Here is a 14,363-nt window from a genome sequence, read left to right as displayed (position 1 = left end):
ATCCGCCGCGAAGCGGCGGCCTAGGACTCCCCACGCCGAGCCCGCTGGCCGAAGAGCACAACAAGCCCCACGGCAAGCCAGATCGCACCCACCACCTGCGCGGACCCCGCAGCCTCAACGATCACGGCAACAGTGATCGCAGCCCCCAGCAAGGGGACGAGCAAGTGCCGCCACCAGCTGACCGCACCCCCTCGCCGCTGAACGACGAACCACCCCACCACGCTCGCGTGGAGCAACACGAACGCCGTCAACGCACCGACATTCACCACCGAGACCAGGTGATCCATCCCGTCGTCCCGCCGAGCCGCCCACACCGCCGCGACCATCGTGATCACGGCCGCACACAGCAGCGCCACGCGAGGCGTCCCGGAATCGGTCTTCGACAGAGCCCCCGGCAGCCGCCGGTCACGAGCCATGGCGTACAGCAGCCGCCCCGCCGCGGCCTGCCCCGCAAGCGCGGCGAACGCCGCACCGATCGCCTTGCTGACGGCCACCAGGTCGTGGAGCCAGTCCCCGACCGCCGAGTCGACCGCATCGTAGAAAGCGGACCCCTGCTTGACCGGCTCGGCGGCGAGCTGGGCGGACGACACCGGCTCGAGAAGCGCGATCAGATACGTCTGGGCGATGAACAGCACACCGGCCAGCGCCAGACAGAACAGCACCGCCCGCGCCACCTTCGCCGAGCCCCCCGTCACCTCCTCCGCGAACGAGGCGATCGCGTCGAAGCCCAGATACGAGAGCACCGCCACCGACACCGCGCCCACGACGGCCCCCAGCGCGAACGCCCCCTGCGTGCCGTCCCCGCTCAGCGGCGAGAGCCAGTCACGCTGCGCCCCGTCCTGCACCAGGACGACGATCGCCGAGACCATGAAGACCAGCAGAACCACGATCTCCATCGCGAGCACCAGGAACCCGACCCGTGCCGCCGCCCGCACCCCCCACAGGTTCAGCGCGGTCGTCACCAGGACCGCGATCGCCGTCCACACCCACCGGGACACGGAGGGCACCAGGGCCTCCATCGCGATCCCGGAGAAGAGGTAGGCGACGGCCGGGATGAGGAGATAGTCGAGCATCGCCATCCACCCGGCGATGAACCCGGGGCCGTTGCCGAGCCCCACGCGCGCGTAGGCGAAGACCGAGCCCGCCTGGGGGACCACCCGCACCATCTGGGCGTAGCTGAACGCGGTGAACGCCATCGCGATCGTGGCGATGATGTAGACGAGCGCCACGGCGCCGTGCGACTTGGCGTCGAGCGTTCCGAAGACCCCGACCGGCGCCATGGGGGCGATGAACAGCAATCCGTAGACGACAAGATCACGGAAGCCGAGTGATCGCCGCAGCCCATCGCCTTCGGCCGCTGTGCCGGGATGGGCACCGGCCGTCGTGTCTGAGTTGCCGGAGTAACCGGACATCGAGCCTCCGTAAGTGAACGCAGGCCTCCAGTCTCCCCAAGAAGCCGATCTTTGACGCGCTGGGCTCGGCCTTACGATGGGGGCATGACTGCTTCGACTCCTGCCCGCCGAGTCCTGCTCGCCGCCCCCCGCGGCTATTGCGCGGGTGTGGACCGTGCCGTGATCGCCGTCGAGAAGGCCCTTGAGCAGTACGGGGCCCCGATCTATGTCCGCCACGAGATCGTCCACAACAAGTACGTGGTGCAGACCCTGGAGAAGAAGGGAGCCATCTTCGTCGACCAGACGGCCGAGGTTCCCGAGGGCTCCATCGTGATGTTCTCCGCGCACGGAGTGGCGCCCACGGTCCACGCGGAGGCCGCCGAGCGGAAACTGGCGACGATCGACGCGACGTGCCCCCTGGTCACGAAGGTCCACAAGGAAGCCGTCCGCTTCGCCAAGGACGACTTCGACATCCTCCTGATCGGCCACGAGGGCCACGAGGAGGTCATCGGTACGTCCGGTGAGGCGCCTGACCACATCACCCTGGTCGACGGTCCCGAGGACGTCGCGAACGTAGAGGTCCGTGACCCGGACAGGGTCGTCTGGCTCTCCCAGACCACGCTCTCGGTCGACGAGACCATGGAGACGGTCGACGCCCTCAAGGGGAAGTTCCCGAACCTCATCTCCCCGCCGAGCGACGACATCTGCTACGCCACGCAGAACCGCCAGATCGCGGTGAAGAAGCTGGCGGAGGACGCCGAGCTCGTCATCGTCGTCGGCTCCAAGAACTCCTCGAACTCGATCCGCATGGTCGAGGTCGCCCTCGACGCGGGCGCCCCCGCCTCGCACCTGGTGGACGGTGCCGACGAGATCGACGAGGCGTGGCTGGAAGGCGTGACCACGGTGGGCCTCACCTCGGGCGCGTCCGTCCCCGACATCCTGGTGGACGGCGTCATCGAGTGGCTGGCCGAGCGGGGCTACGGCGACGTGGAGACGGTGAAGACGGCCGACGAGTCGATCACCTTCTCGCTGCCGAAGGAGCTCCGCCGCGACCTGCGCGCGGAGGCCGCGGAGCTGTCACAGAAGTAACGCGGAGGCCAGGCGCTGGCCGTATCGTCGGTCTCATGCAGATCTTCGGTGTGGACATCGGCGGATCAGGGATCAAGGGCGCTCCCGTTGACCTGGACCGCGGAGACCTGGCACAAGAGCGGCACAAGGTGCTCACCCCGCATCCGGCCACGCCCGACGGCGTGGCCGACAAGGTGCGCGAGGTCGTCGAGCACTTCGGCTGGACGGGCCCGGTCGGCGCCACGTTCCCCGGTGTGATCACCGACGGCACGGCGCGCACGGCGGCCAACGTGGACAAGAGCTGGATCGGCACGGACATCCAGAGCCTGGTCGCGGACCGCCTCGGCGGCGGCGCCCCCGTCACCGTCCTGAACGACGCGGACGCGGCGGGGGTGGCCGAGATGCACTTCGGCGCGGGACGCGACCGCAAGGGCACGGTCATCCTGCTCACCCTGGGCACCGGCATCGGCAGCGCCCTCTTCACCGGCGGCCGCCTCGTCCCGAACACGGAGCTCGGCCACCTGGAGCTGCACGGACACGACGCGGAGAAGCGCGCATCGTCCAAGGCCAAGGAGGACGAGGACCTCACCTGGGAGCACTGGGCGCACCGCGTCCAGAAGTATCTGGCGCACGTGGAGATGCTCTTCTCGCCCGAGCTCTTCATCATCGGCGGCGGCGTGAGCCGCAAGTCCCACAAGTTCCTGCCGCTGATCAAGGGCATCAAGGCCGATCTTGTCCCCGCGGAGCTGCAGAACAACGCGGGGATCGTGGGCGCGGCGATGGCGGCGGCGGGCAAGGCGTAGGCGCTCCCCGCGAGAGCGCGAGAGCGCGCGAGGTGCCTGACGTGCCTGACGTGCCTGACGTGCCTGACGCACCCGACGCACCCGACGCACCTGACGCACCTGACGCACCTGACTTGCCTCAGGCGGTGGGAACGCGCCGCTGCTTGGCTCCCCGCGGCCCGGCGGCGGCGACGGCGGCCTGCCGCGCCCGCCGCCGCTGCCCCATGAGCTTGATCCGGCGCCCGGTCACGATCAGCCCGGCGACGAGCGTCCCGCCGTACAACCAGCCCGCATGCAGCGCGAGCGACGTGATGAGCCCCATGAAGTGCCCGCCGAAGCCTCCGTTGCCCCCGGAGATCGGCAGGAGGCCGACGGCGAAGGCGATCGGCACGGCCACCGGCGCGGTCACCAGGTCGGCGGGCCGCACCCAGAACGCGGTCAGCGCGCACACGGGCACGAAGAGCACGCCGTACGCGACGACCGAACTGCCGAAGAGCAGCCACAGCAGACAGGCCAGCAGGAACATCGTCGCGGAACAGAAGAGCCCGCTGCCGAGCCCGGTGAGCCGCGGGTTCGGCATGCCGCGCAGCGTGCGGTAGAGCGGCAGCGCGCGCAGCTTGCGGACGAAGGGCGGGAGAGGGCGGCGGGGACGGGACGCGGCGCGGTAGACCGCCGCCGAATCGGCGGGCCTGCCCTGCGGGGGCAGGGGCGCGGTGCGTCGCGGTCGGGCCGGAGGCTGAGGGGGACGCGTCCTGTGTTGCTCCACCGGACCAACCTAGGTCGAGCCATACCGATAATCCTGCCTGGGACACGCCCTTTGGCCGACCTTGGCCATGCGTTCGATACGAGAGCGGTACGCCGACGAGGGCGGGGCACGCACGCCGTAGACTGGGGGATCGCCCTACGGTCGCTCCGGCCCTCCGGGCCGTCCACCCACAGCCTCCACGTACGGGAAGTCGCAACGTGTCGCTCACGATCGGAATCGTCGGTCTGCCCAATGTCGGCAAGTCGACCCTGTTCAACGCCCTGACCAAGAACGACGTCCTTGCGGCCAACTACCCGTTCGCGACGATCGAGCCGAACGTCGGCGTGGTAGGCGTCCCGGACCCCCGCCTCACGAAGTTGGCGGAAATCTTCAGCTCCCAGAAGATCCTCCCGGCGACGGTCGACTTCGTCGACATCGCGGGCATCGTGCGCGGCGCGAGCGAGGGCGAGGGCCTGGGCAACAAGTTCCTCGCGAACATCCGCGAGTCGGACGCGATCTGCCAGGTCATCCGTGCCTTCAAGGACGAGAACGTCGTGCACGTGGACGGCAAGGTCTCGCCCAAGGACGACATCGAGACGATCAACACGGAGCTGATCCTGGCGGACCTCCAAACGATCGAGAAGGTCCTGCCGCGCCTCCAGAAGGAGTCGCGGATCAAGAAGGACATCGCCCCGAAGGTGAAGGCGGTGGAGGAGGCCCAGGCGATCCTGGAGAAGGGCGACACGCTCTTCTCGGCGGGCATCGTCCAGGGCTCCGGCAAGGAGGAGCTCCTCCACGACCTCCACCTCCTCACGACCAAGCCCTTCCTCTACGTCTTCAACGTGGACGAGGACGAGCTGACGGACGACGACTTCAAGGCCGCCCAGAGCGCCCTGGTCGCCCCCGCCGAGGCGATCTTCCTCAACGCCAAGCTGGAGTCGGAGCTCGTGGAGCTGGAGGAGGACGAGGCTCTCGAACTGCTCCAGTCGGTGGGCCAGGAAGAGCCCGGCCTGGCCACCCTGGCCCACGTCGGCTTCCGCACGCTCGGCCTCCAGACGTACCTGACGGCCGGCCCCAAGGAATCCCGCGCCTGGACGATCCCCCAGGGCGCGACGGCCCCCGAGGCGGCCGGTGTGATCCACACCGACTTCCAGAAGGGCTTCATCAAGGCCGAGGTGATCTCCTTCGCGGACCTGGTCGAAACGGGCTCGGTCGCCGACGCGCGGGCGGCGGGCAAGGCGCGCATGGAGGGCAAGGAGTATGTGATGCAGGACGGGGATGTGGTGGAGTTCCGCTTCAACGTGTAGTCGTTCCACTGCCGCGCGCCCGGTGATCCACCGGGCGCGCGGCGGTCATGAGGGGTCGGGCTCCGGTGGAGTCCGACCCCTTCTGTGTGCCTGCGGTCAGTCGGCTCTCTCGCAAGATCTCGATCAAATCGAGCAATAAATTTGCGGGGGTGGGCAGCTGTGCAGGGGCCTGTTGCTGAGGCGTGCCGCCCTGCTGGGCAGCTCAGTTGCTTCGGTGGTGGGCGTGAGGGCTGAACTGCCTTGGTAGAGGGTCGAGTTGAGTGGTGTGCGCTAAGCGTTGACATTCCTGGGGTGTGCGGTAAATCTGTGCTGCGGTTGATGCAAGAAATCGACTGTACTCAGCAAATTCCGCATGATGCCCCGCTCCTCCCCGTGACGCGTCGGCTAGGCGTGTCACGGCACCGCCCCCCCGTGGAACAGAGGACGCCATGAGATGGAAGCAACGCAGTCGGCGGCGGCTGATCACCGGCGCGCTCAGTGCTGGTCTGATAGCCCTCGGGCTTGTGCCCGTCGGTGTCGGATCGGCCGCCGCGCGGCCCGCGGCCAAGCCCGAGCCCGTCGCCAAACCCGCCGCCGAACCCGTGAACCTCGCCCTCAACAAGCCCATCGAGGCGTCCTCGTCGACGCAGAACTACTTCGCCCCGAACGCCAACGACAACAGCACCAGCACCTACTGGGAGTCGAGCGGTCACCCGTCCACGCTCACCGTGAAGCTCGGTGCCAACGCCGATCTCGCGTCCGTCGTCGTCAAGCTCAATCCCGATGCGGCCTGGTCGACCCGTACGCAGAGCATCGAGGTGCTCGGGCGTGAGCAGGCCGCCGGCAGCTTCAAGTCGCTCAAGGCGCGCGCTGATTACGTCTTCAATCCCTCCGGGGGTGAACGGAACTCCGTTACCATCCCCGTCACGGGGCGGTACGCCGACGTCCAGTTGAAGGTCTTCAGCAACAGCTCCGGATACGGGGCCCAGGCCGCTGAGTTCCAGGTGATGGGGACCCCCGCGCCCAATCCCGATCTGACCGTCTCGAACCTCACCTGGGATCCCGCCAATCCCTCCGAGAGTGATGAGATCGGCGTCAACGCCACTGTGCGCAACAGTGGCAGTGCCGCCTCCGGCGCCACCACCGTGAACGTCAGCCTCGGCGGCACGGTCGCGGGCACCGCCCCCGTGCCCGCGCTTGGCGCCGGCGAGTCCGCCACCGTCAAGGTCGGCATTGGCAAGCGGGCGCAAGGGAGTTACACCGTCTCCGCGGTCGTCGACCCCAGCGACACCATCGACGAGCAGGATGATGACAACAACAGCCGTACTGCCACAGATAAGTTGACCGTCCGTCAGAGTCCTGGGCCCGACCTTGAGGTCACCGGCATCACATCGAACCCGGCGAACCCCGCCGTGGGCGCGAAGGTCACCTTCACCGCCAAGGTCCACAACCGCGGCACCACCGGCGTGAGCGCCGGGTCCGTGACCCGGCTGACCGTGGGCGGCGCCACCCTCAACGGCACCACTCCGGCCATCGCCGCCGGTGAGACGGCCACGGTCGCCATCGGCGGCGACTGGACCGCTGCCAGCGGCGGCGCCACGCTCACCGCCACCGCCGACGCCACGAACACGGTCACCGAGACCAACGAGAACAACAACGTCTTCGCGCGCTCCATCGTGGTCGGGCGCGGGGCCGCCGTGCCGTACGTCGAGTACGAGGCGGAGGACGCCAAGTACGAAGGCACCTTGCTCGAAGCCGACGCCGTGCGCACCTTCGGGCACACCAATTACGCCACCGAGTCCTCGGGGCGGAAGTCCGTTCGGCTCAACTCGACTGGTCAGTATGTGGAGTTCAGCTCCACCAGCGCCGCCAACTCCATCGTCGTACGCAACTCCATCCCCGACGCGCCGGGCGGCGGCGGCCAGGACAAGACCCTCAGTCTCTACGCGGACGGCAAGTTCGTGCAGAAGCTGAACCTCTCCTCCAAGCACAGCTGGCTGTACGGCAACACCGACCAGCCCGAGGGCCTGACCAACACCCCGGGCGGCGACGCCCGGCGGCTCTTCGACGAGTCGCACGCGCTGCTCACGCAGACGTATCCGCAGGGCACCAAGTTCAAGCTGCAGCGCGACGCCGGTGACGACGCCGCGTTCTACATCGTCGACCTGATCGACCTGGAGCAGGTGGCACCCGCGGCGAGCAAGCCCGCCGAGTGCACATCGATCGCCACGTACGGAGCCGTACCGAACGACGGCATCGATGACACGGCCGCGATCCAGCGGGCCGTGACCGCCGACCAGAACGGCGACATCGCGTGCGTGTGGATCCCGGCGGGACAGTGGCGCCAGGAGCAGAAGATCCTCACCGACGACCCGCTGAACCGCGGGCAGTTCAACCAGGTGGGCATCCGTGACGTCACGATCCGCGGCGCCGGCATGTGGCACTCCCAGCTCTACACGCTGACCCCGCCGCACGAGGCGGGCGGCATCAACCATCCGCACGAGGGCAACTTCGGCTTCGACATCGACGACAACACCAAGATCTCCGGCATCGCCATCTTCGGCTCGGGCGCGATCCGCGGCGGCGACGGCAACGCGGAGGGGGGTGTGGGTCTGAACGGGCGATTCGGCAAGAACACGAAGATCAATGACGTGTGGATCGAGCACGCCAATGTGGGTGCCTGGGTCGGCCGCGACTACAGCAACATCCCGGAGCTGTGGGGCCCCGGCGACGGGCTCGAATTCAACGGGATGCGCATCCGCAACACGTACGCGGACGGCGTCAACTTCACCAACGGCACGCGGAATTCCACCGTCTTCAACTCCTCCTTCCGCAACACCGGCGACGACGCGCTCGCCGTGTGGGCCAGCAAGTACGTCAAGGACACGTCGGTGGACGTCGGCCACGACAACGCCTTCCGCAACAACACCGTGCAGCTGCCCTGGCGCGCCAACGGCATTGCTGTGTACGGCGGTTACGGCAACAAGATCGAGAACAATCTCGTGTACGACACCATGAACTACCCCGGCATCATGCTCGCGACCGACCACGACCCGATCCCCTTCACCGGGCAGACGCTGATCGCGAACAACGGGCTCTACCGCACCGGCGGCGCGTTCTGGAACGAGGATCAGGAGTTCGGCGCCATCACGCTGTTCGCACAGGGTCCGTCCATCCCCGGGGTCACGATCCGCGACACCGACATCCATGACTCGACGTACGACGGCATCCAGTTCAAGACGGGTGGCGGTGCCATGCCGGACGTGAAGATCTCCGACGTGACGATCTCCAAGTCCAACAACGGCTCCGGCATCCTCGCCATGGGCGGCGCGCGCGGCAGTGCGACGCTCACGGACGTGACGATCAGCGACTCGCGCGACGGGAACATCCTGATCGAGCCCGGGTCGCAGTTCGTGATCAACGGAGGGGGTGCCAAGAAGTCCGCCACCCGGGCGTTCACCCACCGGTAGGCGGCCTCATCCCGCAGGCCGCCCGTACCCGCTCGGCGGGTACGGGCGGCTCACCGGGTGCTCGCGGCTCACCCATTCGCCAGCACCCGCTCCGCCGCCGCCCGCCCCGTCGCGACGCAGGCCGCGACTCCCACTCCCTCGTAGAGCGCCCCGCACAGTTCGACGCCGGGCAGCTTGCCGATCGCCTCGCGGACGGCGGCCACGCGGTCGGCGTGGCCCACCTCGTACTGCGGAAGCCCCTGCGGCCATCGGGTGACCTTCGAGGCCAGCAGGGAGCCCAACGGGCCTATCGCGGCCGTCAGTTCAGCTGTAGCGAGCGCAGTCAGGTGGCGGTCGTCGAGGTCGAGCAGGTGCTCTTCGCCCACCCGTCCCACCGAAGCGCGCAGGATCAGTCTCGAAGGCGCCTCGTCACGCTGCCAGGCCCACTTGTGGGAGAGGACGGTCGCCGCCTTGATCGTGCGGCCGTCCACCGGGGGTACGAGGAATCCGTTGAGGTCCGGCGCGGGGCCGGGCCGCGTGCGCGTGAACGCCATGGTGAGCACGGCCGATCCGGCGTACCGGACCGTGTCGAGCTCGGCCCGCGCGGCCGGGGAGTGCGGGCCGAGGAGCGTGGCAGCGGCGGGCGCGGGCAGCGCGACGATCAGCGCGTCGGCGTCCAGCGTCGCCGGGCCGTGGCCGGTCGCCGCGTGCACCCGCCAGCGGTTCCCCGGGGTGCAGTTCCCCGGGGTGCGTTCCAGGGCGAGGGCGGTGCTGTGGGTGAGGACACGCGCGCCGCTCGCGGCGGCCACCGCGCGGGGCAGCCGGCCGGTGCCTCCGACGATCCCGCGGACCACGCTCGGCCGCGGGCCCTGGCTCGACGCCGCCCCCTGGCTGTCCCTGCGGCGGCGCAAGGTGGCGAGCAAGGAGTCGCCAGAGGCGGCGACGGGAGCGAGGAACGGCATGGCCGAGCGCAGGGAGAGCTGGTCGGTGCGGCCCGCGTAGATCCCGCCGAGGAGCGGTTCCACGAGGCGGTCCACCGCCTCCTGGCCGATCCTGGGAACGAGGTAACCGGCGATGCTGATGTCCCCTCCGTCCGTGAGAGCGGGGCTCGCGGGGATCGCCTCCTCCTGGGCGAGCCTGGCGAGCCCTTCCGCGGACAGCAGACCGGTGCCGTTGAGAGCGGCAGGGTCCGCGGGGATGCCCATGACGTGACCCGCGGGCAGCGGGCGCAGGGCGTCCCGGGTCCAGAAGGTGACGGGGGCGGGCGCCGGGTCGCACAGGCTGTCCCCGAGGCCGACCTCCTCCGCGAGCCGTACGGCCTCGGGGCGCAGCGCCATGACGGACTCCGCACCCTCGTCGACGGGCGTCCCGGCCAGGGAGCCCGTGCGCAGCTTGCCGCCCACGCGGTCGCCGGCCTCCAGGACGGTGACCTCGGCCTTGCCGCGCAGTTCCCAGGCCGCGGCGAGTCCGCTGATGCCTCCGCCGATGACGATCACTGAGCGCACGGGGACTCCTCGGGGACGGGAGGACGGGCAGGCGGCTCATACGCGCACCACGGGTCCTCGGCCAGGTGGTCGCCGGTGACGGCGTACGCCCGCGAGCGCGAACCCCCGCACAGCGACCGGTAATCGCACCGGCCGCACTTGCCGCGCAGCCGCTCCGGGTCGCGCAACTCCGTGAAGAGCGGGGACACGCGGTAGATGTCGGTCAGCGGGCGGTGCTTGGTGTTGCCCGCCGACAGCGGCAGGAAGCCGCTCGGCGTGACCTCGCCCGTGTGGGAGACGAAGACGAAGCCGCGCCCCGACGAGACGTCCATGGGCGGACGCCGGACCGCACGCCGCTCGCCGTCGAAGAGGCCGAGCGCGGCGGCACGCGCCGTGAGACGGGCGTGCAGGTCTCCCGTACGGGGGACCCCACCGCTCTCGGCGAGGGCGGTCCGCTGGAGCACGACGCGCCGGAAGTGATGGCCCTCGGTGGTCTTGGTGGCCAGGAACGCCCCGCAGTCGTAGAGGAAGTGCAGTACGTCCTCGGTCTCCGCGGCGGTGAGCGAGGCGAGGTCGGCGCCGCGCCCGGTGGGCACGAGGAGGAAACCGGACCACAGCATGGCCCCCTCCCGGCGGACGAGGGCCGCGATGTCGGCCAGGTCGTCGAGGCTGTGCCGCGAGACCGTGGTGTTGATCTGCACCTTCAGGCCGAGCTCGCGGGCGGTCCGCCAGCCCCGCAGCGTGAGGTCGAAGACCCCGTCGACGCCCCGGAAGGCGTCGTGGCGTGCGGCGGTGGACGCGTCCACGCTGAGTGAGAGGGCGACGGCGCCCGCGTCGCGCACCGCCGTCAGGTTCTCCCGGGTGAGGGTGGGCGTGCCGGACGGCGACACCGCGACCCGCAGGCCCAAGTCCGCTCCGTACGCGATGAGTTCGGCAAGGTCCGGGCGCTGGAAGGGGTCGCCCCCGGTGATGACGAACAGCGGGTGGGGGCGGCCGAAGGAGGCGATCTGGTCCATCAGGGCGCGGGCCTGCGCCTCGTCCAACTCGTGCGGACTGCGCCGGGTGTCGGCCTCGGCCCGGCAGTGCAGACAGGCCAGCGGGCAGGCCCGCGTCGCCTCCCAGATGACCAGGAACGGGCGGTCGGCGACGGCGTGCCGCGGCCTACGCACCACCTTCATCGGACCCGCTCCCAGCCCCGCCGCTCCGGGCGCGGAGTGAGCCGCTCGGGATCCCGGCCGCGGTAGACGACGAAGGGCCGGAAGACGTACCGCACCGGCGCGCTGAACATGTGCACGAGACGCGAGTACGGGATGAGCGCGAACAGGGTGAAGCCGAACAGGATGTGCAGCTTGAAGGCGAGGGGCGCGCCCGTCATCAGCGTGTAGTCGGGAGAGAGGGTGAACAGCGAGCGGAACCAAGGGGAGATGCCCTCGCGATAGTTGTAACCGTCCGTCGCGCCGGTGGAGTTGAGGATCGTGGCGAGGAGTCCGAGGACGATCGCGCCGAGCAGGAAGGTGTACATCAGATGGTCGCTGCGCAGGGTGGCCCGGCGCACGGCGGGCACCGTCAGGCGGCGGTGGATGAGCACCCCGATCCCGATGACGGCCGCGGCGCCCGCGACGGCGCCGGTCCCGACCGCCACCAGGTGGTACGTGTGGTCGCTGACGCCGACCGCGTCGGTCCAGCTCTGCGGGATCAACAGGCCCACCACATGGCCGAGTACGACGAACAGCATCCCGAAGTGGAACAGCGGCGAGCCGATCCGCAGCAGCCGCGACTCGTGCAGCTGGGAGGAGTGGCTGGTCCTGCCGAACCGGTCGTAGCGGGCGCGCCAGACGGTGCCCGAGATCAGCAGCGCGATCGAGACGTAGGGCAGCACGCCCCACAGGAGCAGATCGGTCATGCCGAGGGCCTTTCGGAGGTTCCTTTGACGACAGGACGAGCGGGCCAGGGCAGGTCGATGCGTGCCCCGAACGGCTCCAACGCGGTGTCGATGCCGACGAGTTCTTGCGGCGGCCCCTTGCGCGCCATCGCCTTGGCCTCCTCCCTGGTCTGCGGGGAAGGGCCGGGCAGCGTGGTGCAGAGCGCTTCGAGGACCGCCGCGTAGGGGGTGTCCGCCGCCGCGACCGCGAGCCGCAGCAGCTCAAGTCCGACCCGGTGCTCCTCAAGGAGGTCGGTGCCCGCGTCCGGGCGGCGGACGGCGAAGTCGAGGACGACGGGAAGGAAGTCGGGCAGTTCCTCGTCGGCGTACCGCAGGCCGTGCTCGCGGTAGATCTGTTTGACGCGTACGAGGGACATGCCGCGCCTGCGGGTGTCCCCGTCCGCCCACCACGTGAGGTAGAGGCAGCGGCGATTACGGGTGTCGAAGGTCGCCGTGTAGTGCGCGCACAGGTCGAGCGGCTCGGTGTCGGCGACGTGGTCGAGGAACCCGGCGAGGAGCGCGGCGGCCTCGGGCGACGCCTCGACGAGCGCCGCGCGGAGGGCGGGCAGATCCGCGTACAGCCGGGTCTCGGGGTACTCCAGGCAACGGCCGACGATCAGCCGCGTGACGTCGTCGGCGGCGACCGGCGCGGCGGCGACCGGCGCGGCTGACGTACTCATGCGGATGCTCATGCGCTCCTCCGCGTGGCCCCGAGGTTGAGCAGCACGCGCGCCGGTGACCCGGCGCCGTCGGGGAGCCCCGCGACCGGGCAGGCCGCCTGGGCCGGATCAGACGCGCCGTCCAGCGGATGCGCCTCCGCAAGCGCGTCCGCATCCGCCCGCGCCGCGCTCGGCACGACGAAGCGGTCCTCCAGCTTGGCGACGGCCAGCAGCCGGAACATGTCCCGCATCTCGACACCCGTCAGTCCGACCGCTTGGGCGATGCTCTCGTCGGGCTCGTCGCCGAGGTTGATCCGCCGCATGTAGGCACGCATGGCGGCCATCCGGTGCAGCACGGCGTCGACGACGCCCGTGTCACCGGCGGTCAGGATCTGCGCCAGGTACTCGACGGGGATGCGCATCGCGTCGATCGCCCCGAAGAGGTTGCCCGCGTCCTCGCCGTCGTGCCCGGACGCGGCGACGGCCTCGACCACGGGGGAGAGCGGCGGCACGTACCAGACCATCGGCATCGTGCGGTACTCCGGATGCAGCGGCAGCGCGACCTGGTAGGTGGCGATGAGGTCGTACACGGGGGAGCGCCGGGCCGCCGCGAGCCACTCGTCGGTGATGCCGGAGGCGCGCGCGGCGGCCTGCACGGCAGGGTCGTGCGGGTCGAGGAAGCACTCCAACTGGCTTGGGTAGAGGTCGTGTTCGTCCTCCACGGAAGCCGCATCGGCGACCTTGTCCGCGTCGTAGAGCATGACGCCGAGGTAGCGCATACGGCCCACGCAGGTTTCGGAGCAGACCGTGGGCATGCCGACCTCGACGCGCGGGAAGCAGAAGGTGCACTTCTCGGCCTTGCCGGTGGCGTGGTTGAAGTAGACCTTCTTGTACGGGCAGCCGCTCACGCACATCCGCCAGCCACGGCAGGTGTCCTGGTCGACCAGGACGATGCCGTCCTCGGACCGCTTGTACATCGCGCCGGAGGGGCACGCGGACACGCACGCGGGGTTGAGGCAGTGCTCGCAGATGCGCGGCAGGTAGAACATGAAGGACTGCTCGAACTCGAAGCGGATCTTCTCGCCCACCTCGTCGCGGATCTTCTCCACGATCGGGTCGCGCGGCCCGTGCTCGGGCGCGCCGCCCAGGTTGTCGTCCCAGTTCGGACCCCATTCGATCTTCTCCATGGGGGCGCCGGTGACCTGCGAGACGGGCCGGGCGGTAGGCAGGTCGTCGCCCGCCGGGGCCTCGGTGAGGTTCTTGTACTCGTAACTCCACGGCTGGTAGTAGTCGTCGAGCCCCGGCAGGTCCGGGTTGGCGAAGAGGTTGCCCAGGCGCTTGGCGCGCGAGCCGGAGCGCAGCCGCAGCTTGCCGGAGCGGGTGCGCTCCCAGCCGCCCTTCCACTTCTCCTGGTCCTCCCAGCGGCGGGGGTAGCCCTGCCCGGGGAGGGTCTCGACGTTGTTGAACCAGACGTACTCGGTGCCCTGCCGGTTGGTCCACGTCTGCTTGCACGTGACCGAACAGGTGTGACAGCCGATGCACTTGTCGAGGTTCATGACCATGGCGACCTGTGCCATG

At 69.7% G+C, this 14,363-nt stretch carries 11 protein-coding genes; 4 read left to right on the top strand and 7 right to left on the bottom strand.

From position 1 onward, the window contains the following. Nucleotides 1-20 precede the first annotated feature (20 nt). Nucleotides 21-1,412 carry an APC family permease gene (locus M4V62_RS16515; RefSeq protein ID WP_249588028.1) on the bottom strand — a complete coding sequence of 464 codons (1,392 nt, stop codon included), beginning with the start codon at nt 1,410-1,412 and terminating at the stop codon, nt 21-23. 84 nt (nt 1,413-1,496) lie between these two features. On the opposite strand from M4V62_RS16515, the gene M4V62_RS16510 reads away from it, so the two are divergent. Together M4V62_RS16510 and ppgK are read left to right on the top strand one after the other, a co-directional pair. Next, the gene (locus tag M4V62_RS16510) at nt 1,497-2,480 is read left to right on the top strand and encodes a 4-hydroxy-3-methylbut-2-enyl diphosphate reductase (protein WP_249588027.1); all 984 of its coding nucleotides are present in this window, start codon (nt 1,497-1,499) and stop codon (nt 2,478-2,480) included. Nucleotides 2,481-2,515: 35 nt separating this feature from the next. Beyond that, nucleotides 2,516-3,262 carry a polyphosphate--glucose phosphotransferase gene (gene ppgK, locus M4V62_RS16505; protein WP_249588026.1) on the top strand — a complete coding sequence of 249 codons (747 nt, stop codon included), beginning with the start codon at nt 2,516-2,518 and terminating at the stop codon, nt 3,260-3,262. Between the two features lie 118 nt (nt 3,263-3,380). On the opposite strand, the gene M4V62_RS16500 is transcribed toward ppgK, so the two are convergent. Continuing rightward, the gene (locus M4V62_RS16500) at nt 3,381-4,007 is read right to left on the bottom strand and encodes a DUF6542 domain-containing protein (protein WP_249588025.1); all 627 of its coding nucleotides are present in this window, start codon (nt 4,005-4,007) and stop codon (nt 3,381-3,383) included. A 197-nt stretch (nt 4,008-4,204) separates the two neighbouring features. Between M4V62_RS16500 and ychF the strand changes: the two genes are divergently transcribed. Together ychF and M4V62_RS16490 are read left to right on the top strand one after the other, a co-directional pair. After that, entirely contained in the window at nt 4,205-5,293 is a 1,089-nt protein-coding gene (ychF, locus tag M4V62_RS16495) for a redox-regulated ATPase YchF (RefSeq protein WP_249588024.1), read from the top strand. A gap of 428 nt (nt 5,294-5,721) precedes the next feature. Beyond that, nucleotides 5,722-8,742, top strand: coding sequence for a CARDB domain-containing protein (locus M4V62_RS16490; protein ID WP_249588023.1), 3,021 nt, complete (start codon nt 5,722-5,724; stop codon nt 8,740-8,742). A gap of 68 nt (nt 8,743-8,810) precedes the next feature. Here the strand turns inward: M4V62_RS16490 and hemG are convergent, their stop codons facing one another. The 5 genes from hemG to narH are packed head-to-tail and all read right to left on the bottom strand — an operon-like array spanning nt 8,811 to nt 14,362. Further along, nucleotides 8,811-10,226 (bottom strand): protoporphyrinogen oxidase, encoded by a 1,416-nt coding sequence (hemG, locus tag M4V62_RS16485; RefSeq protein ID WP_344646321.1) that lies wholly within the window; start codon nt 10,224-10,226, stop codon nt 8,811-8,813. Beyond that, nucleotides 10,214-11,383, bottom strand: coding sequence for a TIGR04053 family radical SAM/SPASM domain-containing protein (locus M4V62_RS16480; RefSeq protein WP_249588022.1), 1,170 nt, complete (start codon nt 11,381-11,383; stop codon nt 10,214-10,216). The genes hemG and M4V62_RS16480 overlap by 13 nt, the downstream gene beginning before the upstream one ends. After that, nucleotides 11,380-12,108 (bottom strand): respiratory nitrate reductase subunit gamma, encoded by a 729-nt coding sequence (gene narI, locus M4V62_RS16475; protein ID WP_249588021.1) that lies wholly within the window; start codon nt 12,106-12,108, stop codon nt 11,380-11,382. Before narI ends, M4V62_RS16480 begins: the two co-directional genes overlap by 4 nt. Beyond that, a complete protein-coding gene (gene narJ / locus M4V62_RS16470; RefSeq protein ID WP_249588020.1) occupies nt 12,105-12,818 on the bottom strand; it encodes a nitrate reductase molybdenum cofactor assembly chaperone in 714 nt (237 codons plus the stop codon). The genes narI and narJ overlap by 4 nt, the downstream gene beginning before the upstream one ends. Then, nucleotides 12,815-14,362 (bottom strand): nitrate reductase subunit beta, encoded by a 1,548-nt coding sequence (gene narH / locus M4V62_RS16465; protein WP_249588019.1) that lies wholly within the window; start codon nt 14,360-14,362, stop codon nt 12,815-12,817. Before narH ends, narJ begins: the two co-directional genes overlap by 4 nt. Nucleotide 14,363: the final 1 nt, after the last annotated feature.

It is taken from the genome of Streptomyces durmitorensis, from assembly GCF_023498005.1.
In the GTDB taxonomy this organism is placed as follows: domain Bacteria; phylum Actinomycetota; class Actinomycetes; order Streptomycetales; family Streptomycetaceae; genus Streptomyces; species Streptomyces durmitorensis.
Note: the sequence above shows the minus strand (reverse complement) of the source record. Positions and strands in the feature narration are given on the sequence as shown.

Coding starts and splice junctions, on each gene's coding strand:
- M4V62_RS16515 (WP_249588028.1), bottom strand. CDS start 1,412: ATGTCCGGTTACTCCGGCAACTCAGACACGACGGCCGGTGCCCATCCC.
- M4V62_RS16510 (WP_249588027.1), top strand. CDS start 1,497: ATGACTGCTTCGACTCCTGCCCGCCGAGTCCTGCTCGCCGCCCCCCGC.
- ppgK (WP_249588026.1), top strand. CDS start 2,516: ATGCAGATCTTCGGTGTGGACATCGGCGGATCAGGGATCAAGGGCGCT.
- M4V62_RS16490 (WP_249588023.1), top strand. CDS start 5,722: ATGAGATGGAAGCAACGCAGTCGGCGGCGGCTGATCACCGGCGCGCTC.
- M4V62_RS16480 (WP_249588022.1), bottom strand. CDS start 11,383: ATGAAGGTGGTGCGTAGGCCGCGGCACGCCGTCGCCGACCGCCCGTTC.
- narI (WP_249588021.1), bottom strand. CDS start 12,108: ATGACCGATCTGCTCCTGTGGGGCGTGCTGCCCTACGTCTCGATCGCG.
- narJ (WP_249588020.1), bottom strand. CDS start 12,818: ATGAGCATCCGCATGAGTACGTCAGCCGCGCCGGTCGCCGCCGCGCCG.
- narH (WP_249588019.1), bottom strand. CDS start 14,362: ATGGCACAGGTCGCCATGGTCATGAACCTCGACAAGTGCATCGGCTGT.